Source organism: Exiguobacterium sp. USCH10 (assembly GCF_037619445.1).
Classification (GTDB): Bacteria; Bacillota; Bacilli; order Exiguobacteriales; family Exiguobacteriaceae; genus Exiguobacterium; species Exiguobacterium aestuarii_A.
This window is the reverse complement of record NZ_JAQPZO010000001.1, coordinates 48601-71444: the sequence shown is the minus strand read 5'-3', so window position 1 is coordinate 71444 and position 22844 is coordinate 48601. Positions and strand designations below refer to the sequence as shown.

Sequence of the window (22844 nt, the reverse complement as noted above, 5' to 3'; positions counted from 1 at the left end):
ATTGACTACCCTGAACATATGACATTCAGAAACGAGTCGGCTATACTTTTCAAAGAAGAGGTGATGTAAATGAAAGTAGTAGCCATCGGGGCACATCCAGATGATATCGAGATCGGGATTGCAGGGATGACCGCCCAATGGACGAAAGAGAAGATTGAGGTCGTTTACGTCGATTTGACGAGAGCGGAACTTTCTTCAAATGGTGATGTAGAAACGAGACAACAAGAAGCCAGTATGGCAGATGACGTGCTTGGTGTCCGTCGAATCAATCTCGGATTTAAAGACCGGGGAATTGACGGGGGAGAAGAACAGCTCAAGGCAATCGTCTCCTTGATTCGACGTGAGCGTCCAACGCACTTATTGTATCCATATGAAGTCGACCGCCATCCCGACCATGCGGCATGCGCTTATCTCGTGACAGAGGCGTTATTCAACGCGGGTATTCGAAAATATTTACCGGAGCTTCCGGCATATCGACCAGAAAGTGTGTATCAATATATGATCAATGCACATGTCGAGCCGGATGTATGCGTGGATATTAGTGACACGATTGAAGTGAAGACACGGGCACTCCAATGTTACGCAAGCCAGTTCACTCCAGTCGATGGGGTGAAAACACCGCTCACCGATGCATACGTGGAACGGGTCATCGCCCGTGAACGCCATTTTGGGAGTTTGATTGGCGTGTCGTATGCGGAAGGGTTGAAACGGGTGCGACCGTATGTCGTGAAACGGGCAGGTGAGCTCACATGACGTATCGAATCGGAATTCTGTGTTATCCATCTGTCGGTGGTTCGGGGATTTTAGCGACGGAACTCGGCATGAAGCTTGCGGACCGAGGACATGACGTTCATTTCATTACGAGCAGTATGCCGTTTCGTTTGAACGCCTATCATCCGAATATCACGTTCCACCAAGTCGAAATCAACCAATATTCAGTCTTTCGCTATCCACCGTACGATATGACACTCTCCGCGAAAATTGCGAGTGTCATCCAGTCGTTCGGGCTCGATGTCATTCATGCGCATTATGCCGTACCACATGCCGTGTGTGCCGCGCTCGGTCGGGAGATGGCCGGTGTGAAGACGCCGATCGTCTCGACGCTACACGGAACCGATATCACCGTTCTCGGTGAGGATGAGGAATTGAAACCGGCGATTTTATATGGGTTGCGCCAATCCAACGCGATTACTGCCGTCTCGCACAGTTTGAAACGTGAGACGGAGGAGCGGATTGCTAGCAATTTGCCGATTCAAGTCATTCACAACTTTATTGATGAATCGGTGTACACTCCACAATTCGACCCAATCTTACGGGAACGATACGGCTTGACGATAGACGACCGGGTCGTGATCCATATTTCAAACTTCCGTCCCGTCAAACGCGTCGACCTCGTCCTCGAGGCGTTCGACAAGATGGACGTTCCAAATAAAAAACTGTTACTCGTCGGAGACGGCCCGCTCATGGGTGCCATGCGCCGACTCGTGACGGAGATGGGTCTTGAAGATCAAGTCATCTTTGCCGGGAAACAAGAGCAAGTCGCTGCACTGCTCTCCATTAGTGACGTCCATGTTCTCTTATCAGACAAAGAGGCGTTCGGACTTGTGGCACTCGAGGCGATGGCAACGGGAGTCCCGTCGGTCGTCAGTGACGCCGGCGGACTACCTGAAGTGATCACGGACGGTGAGGACGGGTTCGTCGTTCCACGAGGCGATGCAATGAAAGCCGCTATGGCCATGCAACAGCTGTTGACAGACGCAACGTTACAGGAGCGTTTCAGACAAAACGGGTTGGTGAAATCGAAACGATTCGCCTCACAAGACATCGTGACACAATATGAACGCTTGTATGAACAGGTGGTGACATCATGACAGAATGGGAGTATGCAAAACAGATCATTGAGACGATTGAACGACATGGCGGCGAGGCGTATATCGTCGGTGGAGCCGTTCGGGACTATGTCCTTGGAAATTTGCCCGACGATATCGATTTGGCCACGTCCCTCTTCCCGGAAGAAGTGATGGCGCTGTTCCCGAAATCGGTCCCGACCGGTATCGAACATGGAACGGTCACGGTCATCATCGACCATCATCCGTTCGAAGTGACGACATTCCGGTCGGAAGGATCATATTCAGATTCAAGACGTCCGGACCATGTCGCACTCGGTGTATCGCTCGAAGAAGACATGTTACGTCGTGACTTCACAATGAACGCGATGGCGTTTCATGACGGACAAGTCGTCGATTTATTCGGAGGGCAACACGATCTAGATGAACGCATCATTCGCACGGTCGGGAGTCCTTTCGAGCGGTTTGGTGAAGATGCCCTTCGCATCATGCGTGCGCTCCGTTTCATGTCTCAGCTCGACTTCACGTTACACGAAGAATTGCGTCACGCAGCGAGTTCACTTAGTCACAAACTTGAACAAATCGCAATGGAACGCATCGCAATCGAGTTTGAGAAATTGTTGACGGGACCGGCCTATCGAAAAGCGTTAGCAGAGATGGTCGAGCTCGGCATCCATCGTCATCTACCGAATGTGACGACCGAACTGATGCAACGGGTGCAACAAGATGATCGCACTCCAGTGAATGCGGTCAGTGGGTGGGCCATCTTCCTCTATCACGCAAAAGATGAGGCATGGCTACTGCCATGGAAACGATCGAATGCAATCAAGCGGGAGGCTCGAGTGCTTGCGCAGCTCTGTGAGACCGGACTCGATGTGATGACGGTTTACACGACGGATGAGCGGACTCTCTCGACTTATTTTAAAATGAATGGTGAACCAGACCGCAGTCGTGAACTGAAGGAGTCACTCCCAATCCAGTCCCGCCAAGAACTGAAATTCAATGGACGGGATGCGCTTGAACTCGGTGCGACAGGCGAGGCGATCAAGCATCTATTGCTTGATCTCGAACGACGTGTCATTTCACAAGAGATTCCGAATCACGGGACCGTATTAAAAGAGGAGGCGAGACGATGGCTTCAACGCGCGGGCGTGTCTTGACGTTATTACAAAATGGGGAAGTATGGAGCGGACAAGAATTGGCGCGCCAATTGAATATTTCACGTACCGCTATTTGGAAGCACATTGAAACGTTGAAGCAAGACGGATATGCGATCCATACCATCCCCCGTAAAGGATATCAACTGATTGAACAGAGTGACCGTCTGGATGAACCAGCATTTGTCTCATTCCGTAAAGGTCGATTCGGTCAGACGGTCCATGCGTATGAACAAGTCGATACGACACAACGAATCGCCCATGAATTGGCGCAACAGCATGTGTCGGAAGGAACGATTGTCATCAGTGAAGAACAGACTGCCGGACGAGGACAACTCGGTCGTCATTGGCATAACCCAAAACATGTCAATATTGCGGCGAGCATCATCTTAAGACCGGATTTGCCGATTCGAGACGCATCGAAACTCACGTTGATGGCAGCGAGTGCATTCGCACGGGCGCTCAACCATCAAAATCTTGATGTCATGATCAAGTGGCCGAATGATTTATTATTGAATGGGAAGAAAATCGGTGGCATTTTGACAGAGATGCAGACGGAGGGTGATCGGATTCAGGCTGTCATCCTAGGGTTCGGGATGAACGTCAATGGTGAGGAGATTCCAGACGAGTTAGCTCATCGGGCCACTTCTCTTTATCTAGAGACCGGAAAGCGATTCCGTCGAAGTGAACTGTTGGCTGAACTACTGGCTGAACTTGAAGTCGAATATGACCGATTCCTCGAAAGTGGTTTTGATCCAATCCGGATTAATTGGATGCAACATGCCGCCTACTTGAATGAAAAAGTCACGTTGAACGCTTCTCGTACTTCTCGTACAGGGGTCATGCGAGGGATTTCCGAAGAGGGCGCATTGCTTCTTGAAGAAGAAGGAAAGGTTGAACCCGTCTACTCTGCTGAGATTGCAGTGTGGAATGATTGATGAAAGCGAGACCATCGACTATACTTAATGTGTCGGACGCTATCAGTTTTTGAAGTGTACCGCGCTTGCAGACTGTCACAATCAGTTGTCTGCCTTGATCATTTTGACAGGGACAGAAGGACACTACTCATGAAAACCATGAAATTGTTTTTCGTGCGCCTTCTTGCCAACCGTGTAAGAAGGCGTTTATTCTTTCCTGTCTCCACGTTTAGGAGGAGAAACAGATGCACACGATGACTTCATTATTGAAAAAGATGAACGAGCAAGAAAAGCTCGTCATGTTGACGGCGTATGATTATCCGTCAGCCAAACTTGCCGAAGCGGCTGGTGTCGATTTGATTTTGGTCGGTGATTCTCTAGGGATGGTCGTCCTCGGGTATGACTCGACAATCCCGGTGACGACAGAAGATATGCTTCACCATTCGAAGGCTGTTCGCCGTGGGGCGAAAAACACATTCGTCGTAGTGGATATGCCATTTGCGACATACCATGGTGATTTTGACCGAACACTTCAGGCTGCCTCCCGTCTCTTCCAAGAAGGACATGCGGATGCAATCAAACTAGAAGGTGCGGGTGAAGTTCTTCAGACGATTGAACGACTCACTCAAGTAGGAATGCCTTGTGTTGCCCATCTAGGGTTGACCCCGCAATCGGTCGGTGTGCTAGAAGGGTATAAAGTGCAAGGGAAATCCCTTGAGGCGGCAGAGACACTGCTTCAAGATAGCTTGGCTGCCGAACGTGCCGGTGCGAAAATGCTCGTCCTTGAGTGTGTGCCGCATCAGTTGGCGAAACGAATCGCAGAAGAGTTGACGATTCCAGTCATCGGAATCGGTGCCGGGGCAGAGGTAGACGGACAAGTACTCGTCTATCATGACGTGTTGAAATATGGCGTGGACCGCTTACCGAAATTCGTTCAGGCATATGCCGACGTGAATGAAGTGGCGACAGAGGCCATCCGCTCTTATGTGGAAGAGACGAAAGCTGGACAATTCCCGCTTGAACGTCACACGTTCACAATGGATGAGTCATTGCTCGACTCGCTGTATGGAGGAAAATGATGAAGATTGTATCAACAGTTGAAGAGTTACGTCACACGTTGCCAACGGATCAAACGATTGGTTTTGTGCCAACGATGGGATATTTGCATGAAGGACACATGAGTCTCGTCGAGAACGCGCGACGTGAGAATGACCTCGTTGTCATGAGTATTTTCGTCAATCCGACTCAGTTCGGTCCGAACGAAGACCTCGATCGATATCCTCGTGACTTCGAACGAGATGAAAAGTTGGCACGAGAAGCTGGTGTCGATCTCCTCTTCTATCCGACGACGGAGACGATGTACCCGCTTGATATGGCGCGCGTCACTGTTCGCAAAGGGGCGGATGTATTATGTGGGGCGAGTCGTCTCGGCCATTTTGATGGTGTGTTGACAATCGTTTCGAAATTATTTAACCTTGTTCAACCGACACGTGCTTATTTCGGTCTGAAAGACGCCCAGCAAGTAGCACTCATCGAAGGGTACGTCCGAGACTATTTTGTCCCGGTCGAGATTCGACGCTGCCCGATTATTCGTGAGGAGACAGGACTAGCCAAGTCTTCTCGAAACGTATATTTGTCAGACACTGAAAAAGAAGATGCGAGTCAAATCTTTAAAGCATTGACGACAGCGCGAGAAACACTTGAGGCAGGTCATGATCTTGAAGAAGTGAAGCAACGACTGACCGAACGATTACACGAGATCCCGAACAGTCAAATCGACTATGTCGAACTCGTTGACTACCCGACGCTTGCTGACGCTTCAAGCGATTCGAAAGAAATATTGATGGCGGTGGCCGTTCAATTCGAACGAGCCCGATTGATTGATAATGTGATTTGGAAGAAGGGATGAATCCAATGATTCGTACATTTATGCACGCAAAGCTTCATAAAGCAACGGTGACAGAAGCAAACTTACACTACGTCGGTTCGATTACAATCGATGAGGATTTGATGGATGCAGTCGGCATCATGGAAAATGAACATGTGCACATCACGAACAACCATAATGGCGCTCGTATCGAGACGTATGTCATCAAAGGCGAACGTGGTTCTGGTGTGATTTGTTTAAACGGTGCGGCAGCAAGACATTTCCAGGTCGGTGATGTTGTCATCATCATGGCGTACGGTCAAATGACTGCAGAAGAAGCGAAAACGCATCGTCCAAAAGTAGCCGTATTGAACGAGCAAAACGAGGTCGATCAACTTCTTTACGAAGAAATCGCTCACACGATTTTATAAAACATTCGGGGGTGTCGACAAAGGCATCCCCGTTTTTTCGTCGTTCGTTCTATGGTAAGATGAGACAGACAGAAAGCACGAGCGTGCCTAAGATGGGATGGATGTTATGGACACGTATGTGATTGTGGATATAGAGACAACGGGTCATTCCGTAAAGTCCGGTGATGAACTGATTGAGTTTGCGGCGGTCGTTGTACAAGATGGTGAAGTGATCGAGCGCTACAGCACCTTGATTCGACCGGGTCGACCAATCCCACCTTTTATTACGCAATTAACAACGATTAGCGATGATGACGTAAGTGATGCACCAACATTTGAAGAAGTGATTCCCGACATTTGGAAAATGCTAGATGGACGGGTATTTGTCGCGCATAACGTCGCATTTGATTTAACTTTTTTAAACGAGAGCCTTGAACAAGCGGGCTATCTTTCGTTTCAGGGGAGGGCCATTGATACGGTTGAACTCGCTCGCATCCTCTACCCGACACTTGAGAGTCATGCCCTAGAAGCGTTATCTGAGACATTCGACCTTGTACATACAGACGCACACCGCGCACTTAGTGATGCGGAAGCAACGGCCGAGCTTTTTATCCGAATGCTCGAGCGCTTGCGCGATTTACCTGTCGTGACATTGAAACGACTTCGCGACTTGTCTGAGTCGTGGACGAGTCACGTCGAGCCGTTGCTCGATGAAATCATCCTCGAGGTTGGGATTCGACCAGACGACGAAACGCGTTTTGATATTCATCGAAAGATTGCGTTACACCGTCCAAGCGATACGTTCGTTCCGGCAGAAGAACGAGAGCCATTTGAACCGTTTCTCCTTCGCACAATCGAAGAAACGCTCCCGTCAATTTTTGATCAATTTGAGCCGAGACAAAGTCAATTTGAAATGATGCGTCACGTCTATAAAGCGTTAGACGACGAAGAAACGTTGTTAGTCGAAGCGGGGACGGGAACCGGGAAGACGTTGGCGTACTTAATCCCGAGTGCCCATCATGCACTTGAGACGAAGCGCCCTGTCGTCATCAGTACGCATACGATTCAATTACAGGAACAGCTCCTGAACCGGGATTTGCCGGTACTTCGACAAATCTTTCCGGAAATTGAATTCACCTTGTTAAAAGGAAGACGGAACTATATTGATTTACGTAAATTCGAGATGGTACTCGATGAGTCGAATGATGGATTGTTGGTTTCGATGTGTAAGGCGATGGTACTCGTCTGGTTAACCGAGACTGAGACAGGGGATTTAGAGGAACTCTCATTCCCAGGATCTGCGACGCAAGGTCCGGCTTCTTTTAAACGGTTGATTCAAGCTGATGCTTCAAGTGAATTCGGACGGTTCGACCCTTGGTATAGCCGAGACTTTTTCACAAAAGCAGTCCTCCGTTCGAAAGAAGCAGATTTGATTGTCACGAATCACGCGCTCTTATTCTCTGATTTACAGCATCAGGCAGGCATCTTACCGACCGATACTCCACTCGTCTTAGACGAGGCACATCAAGTCGAAGAAGTGGCCTCTCACCATTTCGGTGTGACGTTTGACGCCATCCAATTTGATCGGTTGTTCAAATGGTTCGGATACGGTGCGGACGGGAAGTTTCATTCTCGGATCATTCAGCTAGCCGATTTGACGTCTGTGACAGAAGAGGCAGAGGCGTTCAGTCAACAGATTGATTCTGCGCTCGCACGGGTCGAAGAAGAGCTCGAAGACCTCTTGACGGCACTACAGTCGCTAGGAAAGAAAAAAGAACCCCGGCAAACCGTTCGATTCGAGCGAGAAGGCGCATCATTCAGGCCGATTCGTGAAGTGGCGAATCGATTAGAGGACAAGTTACGTACACTACGGACGTCACTCAGACATCTCCATCGACTGCTCGATGAGCGTAAAGAGCACATGACGTTCAAACAACGCGCACTTTTGAGTGATTTGAAAACATTGATTAGCGACGTCCGTGAGCTCGAAAGTGTCATTTATGAGACGATGCTGACACGTAATGATGATGCGGTCAGTTGGGTCGAGTTGAATTTAGGCAACCGTAAGTTGACATCGGTCTACACGCAACCGGTTGAAATCGGTCCGTTGCTGCACGAACGATTATTTAAGAAGAGACCGACGATTTTGACGTCAGCGACGATGACGGTCTCGGGCAAGTTTAGTTTTATGGAGCGACGACTCGGACTTGAAGGAGAACCGGTCAGACGAGTCGTATTGCCTTCACCGTTCAACTTTAAGGAACAGGCAAAACTGTTTGTTCCGTCAGACTTCCCGTTGATCAATGATGTGCCGCTTCCTCAGTTCGTTGATCAGACCGCTCAATCGATTGTTCAAATTGCAAACGTGACAAAAGGGCGAATGCTCGTCCTCTTCACCTCGAATGAATTGTTACGTCTCACTTACGAACAAGTAAAAGATCATCTCGACCCTTCTTATACGCTACTTGCTCAAGGGGTCAGTGGGGGATCGCGAAGCCGATTGACGAAACAGTTCAAGCGGATGGAACAGTCGATTTTATTCGGGACGGCCAGCTTTTGGGAAGGTGTCGATATTCCAGGTGAGGCGTTGACGTGCCTCGTCATCGTACGTCTTCCGTTCGCGCCGCCTGATCAACCAATCATGCAAGCCCGTTCGGAAAAAATTGAATCGATGGGGAAATCCCCATTCTTCGAGCTTTCGCTTCCTCAAGCAGTCATTCGTTTCAAACAAGGTGTCGGTCGATTGATTCGATCGAAATCGGATTATGGTGCGATTTTTGTGTTCGATCGCCGTGTCGAGACGACTCGTTACGGGAAACAATTCATCAATAGCTTACCGAAGGTGGACCGGATTGAAGGGACGCTAGAGACATCCTTATCCGAGTTAGAATTGTTCTTAGATGAAAAGGAAAACTCTGTGACAAGAAATGATAGATAACGCTAGGCATCATGATGTTATCGTTTTATAATGATACGTATAGGTTTTGGAGGAGGAGTCAACATGAATTCGAATATTGAGACGCTTGCGAGTGTGCGCATCGAACCGACGGCGGACGTTTATAAGATTGTCGATTTATTGAATCGGACGTTAAAAAGTCAAGATTTGATGTTCGGCCTTTCGCTTGAAAAGAAAGTGAATGATCCGAAGAAGGAAGAGATGGTCTTCACCATCTATCGTACAGAATGACCAGAAAAACAAAATGGATCGTCTCGTTACTGGCGGCACTGCTCGGTGTCGTCCTTGTCTTTAGCGTGATGTATCGATTCACGATTGGACACACAGAAAATCAAAAGGAACAACTCATCGAGGAAGCCTTGATTCGATTGAACGAGGAATCGCCAGACGTTCAAGTGGGACAAGGAGAGCTGTTCAATGGGACAGAGGCATACGTCGTTTTTCAGGAAGAGGACGGAGACTCGATTTGGTTCGTTCCACTCGATGACGAGTTCGAAATTGAACAACGTGAAATTGGTGAAGTGAATGCGAATGACGTCTGCGCTCGTTCTGTCCAAGATACAGGCGGACAACTCATCAGTTGTAAGTACGGATTCGACGAGAGAGCGCTCGTCGAAGTGGTCACAAAGGCAGACGCATCTTATACGTATTCGTATTACACGTTACAGACTGGAGAGTTTATTCGACGCGTCCAATTGACCGATCAAATGTGACGAATTAGAGGGGGATAATGATGGAACATCTATTAGCGAAACGAGTGAAACAACTCACGCCGTCGACAACATTAGCGATTACAGCTAAAGCAAAGGCGCTCAAGGCTTCGGGCAAAGATGTCATTGGACTCGGCGCAGGTGAGCCTGATTTCAATACACCGGAACGAATCATCGATGCTGCTTGCCAAGCGGCTCGTGATGGCGATACGAAATATACACCTTCGGGCGGAACGGTCGCGTTGAAGGACGCCATCATTGAAAAAACGAAACGGGACAGCCAGCTGACGTTTGAGCGGAATGAAGTCATGGTCGCTTCGGGTGCAAAGCATGCGCTTTACGCATTGTTCCAAGCGATTTTAGATGAAGGTGACGAAGTCATCGTCCCGACACCTTACTGGGTCAGTTATCCAGAACAAATCAAACTCGCTGACGGTGAACCTGTATATGTCGATACAAATGAAGACACATCCTTCAAATTGACACCTGAACTGCTCGAACGTGCAATTACAGATCGTACGAAGGCAGTCATATTGAACAGTCCTTCAAACCCGACAGGAATGATTTACACGAAAGAAGAGTTACAGGCACTCGCTGATGTCGTTCTTCGACATAATCTTCTCGTCGTGAGCGATGAAATTTATGAGAAGTTGATTTACGGTGACGCAACATTCGTATCGATTGCGACATTACCGAATATGCGTGAACGTACGATCATCATCAACGGTGTCTCAAAATCTCATGCGATGACAGGGTGGCGTATCGGATATGCCGTTGGTGATGCGACAATCATCAGCGCGATGACAAACTTAGCGTCTCACTCCACATCAAACCCGACATCTGTCGCTCAGGCGGCAGCGGTTGAGGCATACAATGGACCACAGGATGATGTAGAGATGATGCGTCAGTCATTCGAAGAGCGACTCGACATCGTTTACAACCGTCTCGAACAAATTCCAGGAATCACTTGCTTGAAGCCACAAGGTGCATTTTACTTATATGCCAATGCGAAAGTTGCCGCGACTGAGAGTGGATACGACACAGTCGATGCTTGGTGCGAGGCAGTACTTGAAGAGGCAAACGTGGCACTTGTTCCAGGTTCTGGTTTTGGACAGGAAGACTACGTACGATTATCATATGCAACAGAATTAAAACGCGTATTAGAAGCGCTCGATCGAGTAGAAGACTTCATTACGAAGCGCGCTCGATAAGCGAAAGGATGGAAATGAACATGACAACAATTTCGATTAACCAATTTAAAGACTACGAAGGACAGACGGTCCGCGTCGGAGCTTGGATTGCCAACAAACGTTCTAGCGGGAAGATTGCCTTCCTTCAACTACGTGACGGTAGCGGATTTGCACAAGCAGTCGTCGTGAAGGCTGACGTCTCTGAAGAATTGTTCACTCTTGCTAAAGGTGTGACACAAGAGACTTCTGTCTGGGTGACAGGTAACGTCAAGTCGGATGGTGGACGTACGCCACTCGGATTTGAATTAGAAGTGACAGATGTAGAAGTGATTGCAGAGTCAGTGGATTACCCAATCACACCGAAAGAACATGGAACGGAATTCTTGATGGATAACCGTCACTTATGGCTCCGTTCACGTCGCCAACACGCAATCATGAAAGTGCGTAACGAAATCATTCGTGCGACGTATGAATTCTTTAATAAAGAAGGATTCGTCAAAATCGATCCACCAATCCTTACGAGCAGTGCACCAGAAGGCACGACAGAGTTGTTTGAGACAGATTACTTCGGTCAATCCGCTTACCTCTCACAGACGGGCCAATTGTATATGGAAGCCGCTGCAATGGCACTCGGTAAAGTCTTCTCGTTCGGACCGACTTTCCGTGCAGAGAAATCAAAAACACGTCGTCACTTGATTGAGTTCTGGATGATTGAGCCAGAGATGGCATTCTTCGATCACGACATGAACCTTGAGATTCAAGAGCAATACGTCTCATACATCGCACAATCCGCGCTTGAGAACTGTAAGGATGAACTTGAATTCCTTGGACGTGACCTTGAGAAGTTGGCACAAGTGAAAGCACCTTTCCCACGTGTCCGTTATGAAGATGCAATCAAATTCTTGAAATCAGAAGGATTCGACGATATCGAATACGGCGACGATTTCGGTGCACCGCATGAGACGGCGATTGCTAACGCACACGACCAGCCAGTCTTCATCACGCACTGGCCAAAAGAAATCAAACCGTTCTACATGAAAGTGGACCCTGAGAATCCTGAGCTCGTTCTTTGTGCAGACTTGATTGCACCAGAAGGATATGGAGAAATCATCGGGGGATCACAACGTGAAGACGATTACGATCGTTTGAAAGAAGAGATCATTAAAGAAGGTCTTGATGAAACGGATGCATACGACTGGTATCTCGAACTTCGTCAATACGGTTCGGTCCCGCACTCTGGTTTTGGACTCGGACTTGAGCGTACGGTTGCATGGATCAGTGGAATCGAGCATATCCGTGAAGCCATTCCATTCCCACGTTTATTAAACCGAATCCACCCTTAACGATTAATCGGGGAAGACGTCATGTCCTCCCCGATTGATGTGTCTTAGAAAGGAAGTGCGACATGGATGCACATCAATTGATTCAATTATTCGAGCAAAGTCCGGTCGTTATTCCGCGCAAACTGTTCACTGACGCTAGACGACTCGACTTATCGCCTGTCGAATTCAGTCTCATCGTCCATCTTCTTGAAATGACTGGAGAAGGCATCGTCATGCCACTCCCAAGCGAATTAGGAAAACGGTTGAACGTCTCTGAGAATGAGGCGCGTTCTGTGTTACTCGGCTTGTTGCAAAAAGAATTGATTGCCATTGACGCGTCAGGGAATAGCGAGCGATATAGTCTATTACCGTTATTTGAGGCGTTACAAGGAGAAGAAAAAATCGCACCGCAACAGACGCTGAATGAAAATATTATCCATACGTTCGAACGAGAATTTGGCACAATCACTCCGTTTGAAATTGAACAAATCGTCGGGTGGATGACGGAAGATAATTTCAGCGAAGAACTAATTATGGCCGCGTTACGCGAAGCGAAACTTCGGAATGTTCGAAACTTCAAATACATGGATAAAATCTTACGCGTCTGGCAGGACCATCAAGTCGAGACGCTTGAGGATGTCGTGGAATATCAACGGAGGAATAAATGATGTTGACGAAAGTCCAGTTACAAGAAGTGTCTGATACGATGAGGCAAATGTTCCCGGATGCACATTGCGAACTGACGCATCAAAACCCATTCGAATTAGTGGTCGCCGTGGCCCTCTCCGCCCAGGCGACGGATGCCCTCGTCAACAAGGTGACACCGGGCTTATTTGAAGCGTTTCCGACAGTCGAAGCGATGGCTGCGGCAGACGTTTCAGAGATTGAGGCGTTGATCAAACGCATTGGATTGTATCGGAACAAAGCGAAGAACGTGAAGGCACTCTCTGAAAAAATCGTGAACGAGCATGGCGGCATCGTGCCGTCGGACCGGGCATCACTTGAGGCCCTTCCAGGTGTCGGTCGTAAAACGGCCAACGTAGTCCTGTCGGTCGCGTTCCATGAACCGGCCTTTGCGGTCGATACCCACGTCGAGCGGGTGTCGAAGCGTCTTGGCATTTGCCGCTGGAAAGATAACGTCCGTCAAGTCGAGGATACGTTGATGAAGAAGTTCCCACGCGAGGAGTGGTCACAACTCCATCATCAATTTATTTTCTTCGGACGCTATCATTGTAAAGCCCAGAGACCTGCCTGTGAGACGTGCCCGCTTCTTCATATGTGTCGGGAAGGAAAGAAACGAATGAAATCCGCGAAAGTCACGACATAAAAAATGCATCGGCACATGTGTGTCGATGCATTTTTGTGTTAATGATTCCAAGGATGGTCGCTCCACTCACGACGCTTTTTCGTGATGGGTACCTTTTTGAAGCCCCAGTTGCGGAAATCTTGGTCTGGACTTTCTTTACGAATGTAAATTTTGTCCTTGATTGCTTTAAAGATTCGGTTCTCGTCCCCATAATGGACGAACCGTGGTTTTACCTCGATCACACCTCGACGGACACGTGAAAGTGGGAGACAGACGAGGTCAGCGATTTCTAAACCGGATTGATACATCGTGTTCTGTTTCTCAGAGAAGATGAACCCTTTAATTTTTTGACGACTCTTTTCGACATCGAGATGGACCGTGCCCGAGTTGAAAATATCAAAAAATGCTTTTTGAATGAGTAAGTTCTGGTAATCATCTCGAGATTCGAGGACGACGCGTGCACTGACCGCCTCTGTTTCCTCTAAGAACGCATAGAACGACTTCATCAAGTGGGCGAAGGCGACTACATACGGATCTTTTGGCGTCGAATAAAAGTCATGTAGTTTTTGTTTATCGACTTCAACACTGACGATTGTACAATCGATTCCTCGCAAAAAATCAGGTAGCTTGTCCCAAAAATCACGCAACATGTCGATCGTGATGCCATCTTCTTTCCCATAAGGATGCTCGGCTTTTAAAATTTCTTTTAAATGAAGCGGGATTTGCTCGGTTTTAAAAACATCTCGCTTGAACGCGTGAAGACGTCGCTTCAATTCACATGGCATTCCAGTCTCATCCGCATCGATTGAATATTTGTACTCCATTAGAACACCAGTCAAATTGAACTGCGTGTTTCCTTTCGGTGTACCTGTTTCGTCGACGAACATGACATACTTCTTTCCACTTTCCATCCAATCCCTCCAAAACGGCTTAACAGTAACGGCTTTAAGCATTCTATTTTATTTCCGAATGATGATTCGGTCAATCAATTGCACAGGTATGGCACACTTTTTTTAAGAATGACATCAATTAGGTTTATCGATGTACAATCTTGGTTAAACAGAAGAGGTGCTATTATCATAGAAAAACAATCAAGTCTTACGTGACGAGAGCTTTTCAATTTGGATACACAATCGCTTACATACTAGTTTAACATACGGGAGTTTGGTACGATATGTGTTGCGGTAAATCCACACAAGTGTCGACCGACAGAAGTCGACAATCAGACCTGAGACGGAAGGAACGAGTGGACCGACCTGTTAATATGTATGTATGGGGTGACGACATTGTTCCATTATCCAAACGGTAAAAAAGCAAAAGTGACAAAGACACCAAAGGAGGAAGGAATTTCGAAACAACCCTCGAATTCTCCAACCTATGCGAATCGCGGAATGAATTTGGAGACATTGTTGAATGAAACGAATGAATTTTATCGAATTCATCAACGAGCCGTCATTCATAAGAAACCGACACCGCTACAAATCGTCAAAGTCGATTACCCAAAGCGAAGTGCAGCCAAGGTGACGGAAGCCTATTTCAAACAGGCATCTACGACTGACTATAATGGGGTGTATCGCGGCAAGTACATTGACTTTGAAGCGAAAGAAACGAATAACAAGACGTCGTTTCCGCTCGGCAACTTTCACGAGCACCAGATTGAACACATGCGCGAGTGCGAACGCCATGGAGGGATTTGTTTTGTCATCATCCGCTTTAGTCGCTATAATACGCAATATGTATTGACCACGGAACAACTTGTTCAGTGGTGGGAACAACGATTGACGGGACGCAAGTCAATTCCACTTCGTTTTATCGAAGAGGAAGCGATTGAAGTTCCGACGAGAGCCTTGCCGTCGATTGACTATTTGGCGGTGCTCGATCAATGGCTCGATTGAATAGAAGGAGTGAACCATGAATGGAGCGAAGTAGGGTCGCACGTCGACAAGATTCGACGACGAATAAACGCAAAAAAACTGGGAAACAACCAAAGACGAAAAGTAAAAAACCGATGTGGAAACGCATCTTTTTATTAGGTTTCTTATTATTTATTGCAGCAGTCATCGCGTTCGGGGCATATACCGTATATGCGATTGCAACGGCACCAGAGCTTGACGAAGAAAAACTCGTCGATACGTATCCGATTCAGCTAATCTCTGCTGAAGGTGAACCGCTCGAAGGAGCCGGTCAAATTCGAGAATACGTCTCCATTGACGATATTTCAGAAGTGATGCAACAAGCGGTCGTCTCGATTGAGGACCGTCGTTTCTATGAGCACAACGGAATCGACTTACGTCGGATCGGTGGCGCAGTCGTGGCCAACTTGACTGACGGTTTCGGTGCAGAAGGTGGATCAACCATCACGCAACAGTTGGTGAAACAGTCGTTTCTTTCAACAGACAAGAAGTTGAAGCGTAAGCTTCAAGAGCAGTGGCTCGCGCTCAAACTTGAACGTGAGTATACGAAAGAACAGATTCTAGAGATGTATTTAAATAAAAACTACTATGGTAGTGGTGGATACGGTGTACAAACCGCATCGAAACGCTATTTCAACAAGCCAGTCTCTGAGGTCAACTATCAAGAAGCGGCAATCCTTGCAGGTCTTCCGCAACGTCCAAGTGCATACGATCCAATCAATGGTGACCAAGAGTTAACGCGTTATCGCCAAGAACAAGTCTTGTCTGCGATGAAGCGAGACGGCCACATTTCGGAAGAACAGTATAACGAAGCGCTTGATGTTGCCATCGCAGACGTCATCTCACCTGGTGAAGAGACGGAAGAAGAGGCGTTCACACGTGCGATTTATTCACGAGTGCTTAAAGAGCTAGAAGATGACTTCGGACTTGAACAGTCAGACATCTACGGAACAGGTCTAAAAGTATATACGTCAATCAACAAAGAATTGCACACGAAAATCAATAGCGATATTAAGTCAAACAATGTCAATCTTCAAACTAACGGTTACCCAGAGGAATTAAGAATGGGTGCGACCGTACTGAATACGAAGACGGGTGAAATTGTGGCGATTGTTGATAGTCATCAGGAAAAACAAGGTGATACGACGTACCGTGACTATTCAAACGAGAAGTATCAAATTGGGTCAACGGCGAAGCCACTCTTCGACTACGGTCCAGGGATTGAGAACGGACAATGGTCGACTGGTAAAGTGTTACTTGACGCTGAATTAGATGGCACATATAGTCCAAGTAACTATTATTCAGGCTTCCGTGGACCAAACACGATGCGTCAATATTTGAAGATTTCAGCGAACACGCCAGCAGTTCGTGCTTTCCAAGAAGTGCGGGATGAGTATGGACAAGAAGCGATTGAATCGTTCGTCAAAAATGTTGGGATCGAACCTTCATATTCTGGCGATCAATTAAATGAATCGAATGCTCTTGGTACGGCTGAGGCAAGTACGACGCAGATGGCTGCAGCTTACGCAGCACTTGGTGCAAATGGTATGTATACGAAACCTCACTTGATTCAAAAAATTGAATTTAACGATGGTTCAAGTATTAACTCGCCAGTCAAAGCGAAACAGGCGATGGAAGACTATACAGCTTATATGTTAACCGATATGCTCCGTGACGTAGTGAGCGCTGAAGGTGGAACATATGTACCGGGTGCATTCCCATGGGATGTAGCTGGTAAAACGGGTACGACAAATGAAAAAGATGAAAATGGAAATGTCATTCCAAAAGATAAATGGTTCACAGGATATTCGACAGATTATTCTATTTCGGTTTGGACGGGAAAATCGAGTGAAGCCACATCTGATCAATTCGATCCTGACCATGCACAATATTTCTTTGAATATATGATGCAGGAAGCGACAAAGATTTCAGGTCAACCAGATCGCTTCCAACGTCCAGACTCTGTCTTATCACTCGGGAATGAACTTTATGTCAAAGGGACGAAGCCAAAAGACCTTCAACCTGAGAAATTGACTGCTCCAACGGGTGCAAGCGTCAATTATGACGAAAGTTCACAAGCCGGTTCTGTCTCATGGTCATACGATTTTGATGGCGCACAAGCAGATGGTTACTCAGACATCTCATTCACCGTGACGCAACAGTCAGCCGAAGGCGGTGAACAAGTCGTCGGTACGACGGGAGAGACGAGTATTGATATTTCGAACTTGGCTGAAGGGGACACAACGTTCACCATCGTCGCCAAGGCGACAAACCCATTGACGGGTGAACAGCAATCTGCCCCAGCACAAGCAAGTTACTCCATTGAACCAAAAGAAGAACCGAAGGATGAGGAAGAAGAAAGTCCTTCTGACGAAGAGAATAACGAAGACAACCCATCGGACGAGAACAACGGTAACGGGAACAATAGTAACAATGGTAACGGAAACGGCAACGAAAACGATGAAGATACCACTGAGGAACAAAATCCTGATGAGCCAGCGACCGATGAAGGTACGGATGAAGGAACAGACCAACCGACGGATGGAGAAGATCCAGGTGCTCCGCTAGAAGGTCAATCGAATAATGAATCGCCAGCCACGGAACGTGGGAACGGCAATTCGAATAACGGAAATAACTAAGGAAGGCAGGGCGACATTGTGCGCCCTGTTTTTCGTATGACTTTGTTATAATGAAAAGAAAGGGAACAGGATGGTGACACATGGTTCAACTCTCTTTAAAGCGAAAGATGAAAGTGTTATTTGTTATGGATCGACTGCAAGACGACGATTTCGGCGTACCGCTCAGTGGACATCTCGGATTAAAGCTTTCCCATCTGTTATTAAAAGAGTCGATTCCACTCGGACGTCTCATCCAAGATCAAACCGTCGCTGAAGCGATTGGACATTCTTACTTAAAACGAATCGGAGTCGAAACGATGTTCACGGGTGAAGAATCCTACTATCCGGACTTACTTCGTGGCAACCGTCAACAGTTATCGACAGACGAAGATTATTATAAAACGGTGCAACGCTACGCCAAACATCTATTAGCGGTTCATTCGAAATGTACGAAGCTACATACCATTGTCTTATTCGGTCGATCGACACAACGTCTATTTTCAGACGCGCTCATCCGCCTCGAAGAAGAGAATGCACATGTGGCTGATACGTTTCAACACATGACCATTTTAAAAATGCCCGCTGTATCGAGAATGATACGAGATGAACGGATTCAATCGATCCGACAAACCGTAGTCGAACTTGCACCTTCGAACTCATAAAAAAGAAGGTGAACTGATGCGAAAATCACGCTCCGTCGAAGAGATGATTCAAGAATTAAAAGAAGACCCGAGCTTTGCCAAAAACGTTCGTCACTGGCATACAGTCGATGCACGTCCGGCACAATATGTACCCATCCCAGAGCAAGTACCGGAACAGTTGACGAACGTGTTGAAAAATCGGGGAATTGAGCAACTGTATACGCACCAAGCTGAGGCTGTGAAACAAACAGCTGCCGGTCATTCGACCGTCATTGTGACCCCTACCGCATCAGGGAAAACATTGTGCTATAACTTGCCGGTACTTTCAAAAATGATTGAAAAACCGACAGCACGTGCACTTTATCTATACCCGACAAAAGCGCTCGCCCAGGACCAAAATAGTGACTTGATGGAGATGGTCGAGGCACTTGAAGGGAATTTACGATGCTTCACGTATGATGGGGATACGTCTCCCGCTGCCCGAACGAAAGTCAGGGATGCGGGGAATATCGTCATCACCAATCCGGATATGTTACATTCCGGTATTTTACCGCACCATACGAAATGGATTCGTCTATTTGAAAACTTAGAATACATCGTCGTCGATGAGCTGCACACGTATCGTGGCGTGTTTGGCAGTCACGTGGCCAACGTATTTCGTCGCTTGAAACGAATTTGTGCCTATTATGGGAGTCACCCAAAATGGATTATGACTTCTGCGACGATTGCCAACCCGCGAGAACTCGCCGAGTTATTGACGGAAGAAGAAGTCGTGTTGATTGACCGGAACGGGGCGCCACAAGGGAAGAAACACCTCGTCTTCTACAATCCTCCTGTCGTCAATGAGGCGCTCGGAATCCGGAGAAGTGCAACGCTTGAGACGAAACGAATCGCATCGAAGCTCGTGGAAGCGAACATCCAGACCATCGTCTTCGCACGTTCACGTGTCCGAGTCGAGGTGCTTCTGACGTATTTACAAGAACTGACACGACGAGAACTCGGACCAAAGTCAATCGTCGGTTATCGAGGAGGTTATCTTCCGTCTGAACGACGTGAGATTGAACGGCGCTTACGAAATGGCGAAATCAAAGCAGTCGTATCGACGAACGCGTTAGAACTCGGTGTGGATATCGGTCAATTGCAAGCATGTGTCCTCAATGGCTATCCTGGAACCGTCGCCTCACTCTGGCAACAGGCGGGTCGTGCAGGTCGTCGTCATTCTGAATCACTCGTCGTATTTGTCGCATCGTCTTCATCACTTGATCAACTCGTCGTCGAACAGCCTGACATGATTTTAGACCGTTCGCCGGAAGCGGCTCGTCTTGACCCGAACAACTTGATCATTTTAGTCGACCACATGAAGTGTGCCGCATTTGAACTACCGTTTCAAAAAGGAGAGCGTTTCGGAACGGTCGACACAGAGGATATTTTAGATTTCCTAACAGACGCACAAGTGCTACACGAACGAGCGAATAAATACTATTGGATGACCGATTCATTCCCGGCACACGATATCTCCCTTCGCACGAGCGACCAAGAGAATGTCGTCATCGTCGACCAAACTGCGAAGCATCAAGTGATCGGTGAAATGGATACGTTCAGCGCGATGACTTTGTTACACGATGAAGCAATTTATTTACACGGAGCTGAACAGTATCAGGTCGAAAAATTAGACTTTGAAGAGAAGAAGGCGTTCGTCCGTCGTGTCGATGTCGACTACTATACGGATGCGAATCTGGCAGTAGAACTAAAAGTGCTCGAAGAGAACAAAACGGATGGTGCAAAAACGTTTGGTGAAGTGTCGGTCATTGCGATGGCCACGCTCTTCAAAAAAATCAAATTTGGGACGCATGAGAATATCGGGTCAGGGCCGATTCATCTTCCGGAGCGAGAACTGCATACGACGGCGACATGGTTCACATTAGATGAACGTTTTGCTTATTCGGAGGCAGATCTTGAAGATCAACTCGAAGCGGTCAGTGACTTATTCAGACGGCTTGCCCCGCTCTACCTTATGTGTGATACGCTCGATTTATTTACAACCATTCAAATGAAGTCGACTCATACGAATAAACCGACCGTTTATTTATATGACCGTTATCCTGGTGGCATCGGTCTCAGTGAGGCGCTCTATAAAGATGCAGACATGGTGCTCGAGGCAGCAGAGCGGACGGTATCGGATTGTCCTTGTGAGAGTGGATGCCCTCGCTGTGTCGGTATGATTGGATATGGAGACTTCAAGCATCAAGTCATCCGTCAGTTACAAGCTTTGAAAGGATTGTTATGAAAGCAAAATTATCAAGATTGATTAAAACGAAAGAACCTGTCGAACGCCCGCGCGTTACCTCACCTGATGAAGTGGAACAACAGAAATGGACTGAACAAGGTGGGGAAATTTTAACGTTCGAAGGAGAATGGTGTGTACGAATCCGAAACACCTATCCGCTTGATGAGATTTATCACGACTATGCGTTCGGAGACGCCAGACGAATGATGCAGAAAACGGAACATCCGTTTTTCGCGGTCGACTTAAAACCGGATCAAGTCTTGTTTATGGATACAGAGACGACCGGATTACGTGGGTCCGGGACGTCGATTTTCTTGATCGGGTTTGCACGGATTCGTGCGGAACAGCTTGAAATGATTCAGTATGTCTTGCCTCATCCTGCCTTTGAGACTGCTTTTTACTATCATTTTCTACAGGACATCGGGGATGAGGTACGGTTCGTCACCTATAATGGAAAGTCTTTTGACTGGCCACAAATCAAAACGAGACATACGTTTGTTAAATCACGGGTAAAAGCATTGCCTTCTGTCGGTCATGTCGATCTATTGCATGCGGCAAGACGATTGTTGAAACCGAGGTTAGAATCGGTGTCGCTCAAAGCGGTCGAAACGTATTTCGGTCACGGACGGACGGACGATCTACCTGGATTTTTAGCTCCGATGCATTATTTTCAGTACGTCAAAGAGCGCAACCCTGAGATTCTCATGCCGGTCCTTGAGCACCATCATGCGGATTGTTTGAGCCTCGTCTCTCTTTACACGCGACTCAGTCAACTCGTCATGACTCCTGAGACCGATTTCGGAGAAGAGCGTGCGCATTGGTTGCATGACCTAGGGGAGCAGGAGCAGGCGCTTAAAGAATTCGAACAGCTATCTGACCCTTCGAAGCGAGCGGTCATGCGGCAAGCGCTCTTATTGAAACGAACAGGTCGTATGGAGCAAGCAATCCCGCTCTTTGAATCGTTGCATACGATTGAAGGGTACGTGGAGCTCGCCAAGTACGCAGAGCATAAGCAGAAGGACGTCGCACTTGCGATTGATTACACGGAACGTGCGATCGAACTGCTCGAGCAAAAGCGCACCGTTTTGCGTCAAACCGTTAATCGCGAGAAGGCCGAGCTCGAACATCGGCTTGCCCGTCTAGAAAGGAAGCGATTATGAAAGTTGTAGCCGTCACAGGATATCGTCCCCATGAACTTGGAATTTTCAAAGCGGACCATCCGGGGATCGACATCATTCAAGAAGCTTACCGAAAAAAAATCCTGGAAGTCATTGAATTAGGTGCTGAATGGTTCATCTTTAGTGGAACGAACGGTTGTGAATTATGGGCCGGACAAGTATTGTTAGAGTTAAGAGAAACATATCCGATTAAAATTGCGGTATTTCCTCCGTTCTTAAATATGGACGAACGCTATAAACCGTTCGAACAAGAATTGTTTGTTCAACTTCAACTCGAAGCAGATTTCTTTGAACCGTTGACGCAACGTCCATATGAGGATCCGAGTCAATTACGCGCAAAAACTGCATTCTTTTTAGATAAAGCAGAAGGATTGATTACCTTGTATGACGAAGAAACGGAGGGAAGTCCCCGTTTTCTAGTCGAAGGGGCTCGGCGAAAGCCGAATATGGAGGTCTTTCTCATCACACAGGAAGATTTACGTGTCATTGAGGAAGAAAAACAATGGGAACAACAATGGGAGTGAT

The 22844-nt window shown here is 47.4% G+C and carries 21 protein-coding genes; 20 read left to right on the top strand and 1 reads right to left on the bottom strand.

The window, feature by feature from the left end; genetic code table 11:
- The first annotated feature begins 69 nt into the window (after positions 1–69).
- From bshB1 to nth, 14 genes are all read left to right on the top strand, one after another.
- Positions 70–753 (top strand): bacillithiol biosynthesis deacetylase BshB1, encoded by a 684-nt coding sequence (gene bshB1 / locus PQI28_RS00375; protein WP_214745360.1) that lies wholly within the window; start codon positions 70–72, stop codon positions 751–753.
- Positions 750–1871 (top strand): N-acetyl-alpha-D-glucosaminyl L-malate synthase BshA, encoded by a 1122-nt coding sequence (gene bshA, locus PQI28_RS00370; RefSeq protein WP_339962313.1) that lies wholly within the window; start codon positions 750–752, stop codon positions 1869–1871. Before bshB1 ends, bshA begins: the two co-directional genes overlap by 4 nt.
- The gene (locus PQI28_RS00365) at positions 1868–3007 is read left to right on the top strand and encodes a CCA tRNA nucleotidyltransferase (protein ID WP_214745356.1); all 1140 of its coding nucleotides are present in this window, start codon (positions 1868–1870) and stop codon (positions 3005–3007) included. The genes bshA and PQI28_RS00365 overlap by 4 nt, the downstream gene beginning before the upstream one ends.
- A complete protein-coding gene (locus PQI28_RS00360) occupies positions 2980–3942 on the top strand; it encodes a biotin--[acetyl-CoA-carboxylase] ligase (protein ID WP_214691900.1) in 963 nt (320 codons plus the stop codon). The genes PQI28_RS00365 and PQI28_RS00360 overlap by 28 nt, the downstream gene beginning before the upstream one ends.
- Positions 3943–4166: 224 nt before the next feature.
- On the top strand, positions 4167–5000 hold the full coding sequence (gene panB / locus PQI28_RS00355; RefSeq protein ID WP_214783637.1) for a 3-methyl-2-oxobutanoate hydroxymethyltransferase: 834 nt from the start codon (positions 4167–4169) through the stop codon (positions 4998–5000).
- Complete coding sequence (panC, locus tag PQI28_RS00350) at positions 5000–5830, top strand: pantoate--beta-alanine ligase (RefSeq protein ID WP_339962310.1); 831 nt, start codon at positions 5000–5002, stop codon at positions 5828–5830. The genes panB and panC overlap by 1 nt, the downstream gene beginning before the upstream one ends.
- Positions 5831–5835: 5 nt before the next feature.
- Complete coding sequence (gene panD, locus PQI28_RS00345; protein ID WP_015881490.1) at positions 5836–6219, top strand: aspartate 1-decarboxylase; 384 nt, start codon at positions 5836–5838, stop codon at positions 6217–6219.
- 106 nt (positions 6220–6325) lie between these two features.
- Positions 6326–9136 carry an ATP-dependent DNA helicase DinG gene (gene dinG / locus PQI28_RS00340; protein WP_214691912.1) on the top strand — a complete coding sequence of 937 codons (2811 nt, stop codon included), beginning with the start codon at positions 6326–6328 and terminating at the stop codon, positions 9134–9136.
- Positions 9137–9199: 63 nt separating this feature from the next.
- The gene (locus PQI28_RS00335; protein ID WP_015881492.1) at positions 9200–9385 is read left to right on the top strand and encodes a YpmA family protein; all 186 of its coding nucleotides are present in this window, start codon (positions 9200–9202) and stop codon (positions 9383–9385) included.
- Entirely contained in the window at positions 9382–9867 is a 486-nt protein-coding gene (locus PQI28_RS00330) for a hypothetical protein (RefSeq protein WP_214783631.1), read from the top strand. Before PQI28_RS00335 ends, PQI28_RS00330 begins: the two co-directional genes overlap by 4 nt.
- 20 nt (positions 9868–9887) lie before the next feature.
- A complete protein-coding gene (locus PQI28_RS00325; protein WP_214783628.1) occupies positions 9888–11075 on the top strand; it encodes a pyridoxal phosphate-dependent aminotransferase in 1188 nt (395 codons plus the stop codon).
- A gap of 20 nt (positions 11076–11095) precedes the next feature.
- Complete coding sequence (gene asnS / locus PQI28_RS00320) at positions 11096–12397, top strand: asparagine--tRNA ligase (RefSeq protein WP_074034607.1); 1302 nt, start codon at positions 11096–11098, stop codon at positions 12395–12397.
- A gap of 62 nt (positions 12398–12459) precedes the next feature.
- Entirely contained in the window at positions 12460–13044 is a 585-nt protein-coding gene (locus tag PQI28_RS00315) for a DnaD domain-containing protein (protein ID WP_074034606.1), read from the top strand.
- Positions 13044–13703, top strand: coding sequence for an endonuclease III (gene nth / locus PQI28_RS00310; protein WP_214691920.1), 660 nt, complete (start codon positions 13044–13046; stop codon positions 13701–13703). Before PQI28_RS00315 ends, nth begins: the two co-directional genes overlap by 1 nt.
- A gap of 38 nt (positions 13704–13741) precedes the next feature.
- Here the strand turns inward: nth and PQI28_RS00305 are convergent, their stop codons facing one another.
- On the bottom strand, positions 13742–14593 hold the full coding sequence (locus PQI28_RS00305) for a DUF3800 domain-containing protein (RefSeq protein ID WP_198930015.1): 852 nt from the start codon (positions 14591–14593) through the stop codon (positions 13742–13744).
- 357 nt (positions 14594–14950) lie between these two features.
- Here PQI28_RS00305 and recU point away from each other — a divergent pair, with 357 nt between their 5' ends.
- The 6 genes from recU to PQI28_RS00275 all read left to right on the top strand — a co-directional run bounded on the left by recU (position 14951) and on the right by PQI28_RS00275 (position 22843).
- Positions 14951–15577: a Holliday junction resolvase RecU gene (gene recU / locus PQI28_RS00300; RefSeq protein ID WP_214783619.1), complete on the top strand. Its 627-nt coding sequence runs from the start codon at positions 14951–14953 to the stop codon at positions 15575–15577.
- A gap of 20 nt (positions 15578–15597) precedes the next feature.
- On the top strand, positions 15598–18234 hold the full coding sequence (locus PQI28_RS00295) for a transglycosylase domain-containing protein (protein ID WP_214783616.1): 2637 nt from the start codon (positions 15598–15600) through the stop codon (positions 18232–18234).
- 80 nt (positions 18235–18314) lie between these two features.
- On the top strand, positions 18315–18875 hold the full coding sequence (locus PQI28_RS00290; protein WP_214691926.1) for a hypothetical protein: 561 nt from the start codon (positions 18315–18317) through the stop codon (positions 18873–18875).
- Between the two features lie 16 nt (positions 18876–18891).
- Positions 18892–21141, top strand: a complete 2250-nt coding sequence (locus PQI28_RS00285; RefSeq protein WP_339962309.1) for a DEAD/DEAH box helicase — start codon at positions 18892–18894, stop codon at positions 21139–21141.
- Positions 21138–22301: a ribonuclease H-like domain-containing protein gene (locus PQI28_RS00280; RefSeq protein WP_339962308.1), complete on the top strand. Its 1164-nt coding sequence runs from the start codon at positions 21138–21140 to the stop codon at positions 22299–22301. The genes PQI28_RS00285 and PQI28_RS00280 overlap by 4 nt, the downstream gene beginning before the upstream one ends.
- A complete protein-coding gene (locus PQI28_RS00275) occupies positions 22298–22843 on the top strand; it encodes a DUF1273 domain-containing protein (RefSeq protein ID WP_214691931.1) in 546 nt (181 codons plus the stop codon). Before PQI28_RS00280 ends, PQI28_RS00275 begins: the two co-directional genes overlap by 4 nt.
- The last annotated feature ends 1 nt before the right edge of the window (position 22844 follow it).

What these genes read in the sequence shown, in the direction of transcription:
- panC (WP_339962310.1), top strand. Translation starts at nt 5,000, where the DNA reads ATGAAGATTGTATCAACAGTTGAAGAGTTACGTCACACGTTGCCAACG.
- panD (WP_015881490.1), top strand. Translation starts at nt 5,836, where the DNA reads ATGATTCGTACATTTATGCACGCAAAGCTTCATAAAGCAACGGTGACA.
- PQI28_RS00285 (WP_339962309.1), top strand. Translation starts at nt 18,892, where the DNA reads ATGCGAAAATCACGCTCCGTCGAAGAGATGATTCAAGAATTAAAAGAA.
- PQI28_RS00325 (WP_214783628.1), top strand. Translation starts at nt 9,888, where the DNA reads ATGGAACATCTATTAGCGAAACGAGTGAAACAACTCACGCCGTCGACA.
- PQI28_RS00295 (WP_214783616.1), top strand. Translation starts at nt 15,598, where the DNA reads ATGGAGCGAAGTAGGGTCGCACGTCGACAAGATTCGACGACGAATAAA.
- nth (WP_214691920.1), top strand. Translation starts at nt 13,044, where the DNA reads ATGTTGACGAAAGTCCAGTTACAAGAAGTGTCTGATACGATGAGGCAA.
- PQI28_RS00330 (WP_214783631.1), top strand. Translation starts at nt 9,382, where the DNA reads ATGACCAGAAAAACAAAATGGATCGTCTCGTTACTGGCGGCACTGCTC.
- PQI28_RS00290 (WP_214691926.1), top strand. Translation starts at nt 18,315, where the DNA reads ATGGTTCAACTCTCTTTAAAGCGAAAGATGAAAGTGTTATTTGTTATG.
- PQI28_RS00360 (WP_214691900.1), top strand. Translation starts at nt 2,980, where the DNA reads ATGGCTTCAACGCGCGGGCGTGTCTTGACGTTATTACAAAATGGGGAA.
- PQI28_RS00365 (WP_214745356.1), top strand. Translation starts at nt 1,868, where the DNA reads ATGACAGAATGGGAGTATGCAAAACAGATCATTGAGACGATTGAACGA.
- dinG (WP_214691912.1), top strand. Translation starts at nt 6,326, where the DNA reads ATGGACACGTATGTGATTGTGGATATAGAGACAACGGGTCATTCCGTA.
- PQI28_RS00280 (WP_339962308.1), top strand. Translation starts at nt 21,138, where the DNA reads ATGAAAGCAAAATTATCAAGATTGATTAAAACGAAAGAACCTGTCGAA.
- PQI28_RS00335 (WP_015881492.1), top strand. Translation starts at nt 9,200, where the DNA reads ATGAATTCGAATATTGAGACGCTTGCGAGTGTGCGCATCGAACCGACG.
- bshB1 (WP_214745360.1), top strand. Translation starts at nt 70, where the DNA reads ATGAAAGTAGTAGCCATCGGGGCACATCCAGATGATATCGAGATCGGG.
- recU (WP_214783619.1), top strand. Translation starts at nt 14,951, where the DNA reads ATGTATGGGGTGACGACATTGTTCCATTATCCAAACGGTAAAAAAGCA.
- PQI28_RS00315 (WP_074034606.1), top strand. Translation starts at nt 12,460, where the DNA reads ATGGATGCACATCAATTGATTCAATTATTCGAGCAAAGTCCGGTCGTT.
- PQI28_RS00275 (WP_214691931.1), top strand. Translation starts at nt 22,298, where the DNA reads ATGAAAGTTGTAGCCGTCACAGGATATCGTCCCCATGAACTTGGAATT.
- asnS (WP_074034607.1), top strand. Translation starts at nt 11,096, where the DNA reads ATGACAACAATTTCGATTAACCAATTTAAAGACTACGAAGGACAGACG.
- panB (WP_214783637.1), top strand. Translation starts at nt 4,167, where the DNA reads ATGCACACGATGACTTCATTATTGAAAAAGATGAACGAGCAAGAAAAG.
- bshA (WP_339962313.1), top strand. Translation starts at nt 750, where the DNA reads ATGACGTATCGAATCGGAATTCTGTGTTATCCATCTGTCGGTGGTTCG.
- PQI28_RS00305 (WP_198930015.1), bottom strand. Translation starts at nt 14,593, where the DNA reads ATGGAAAGTGGAAAGAAGTATGTCATGTTCGTCGACGAAACAGGTACA.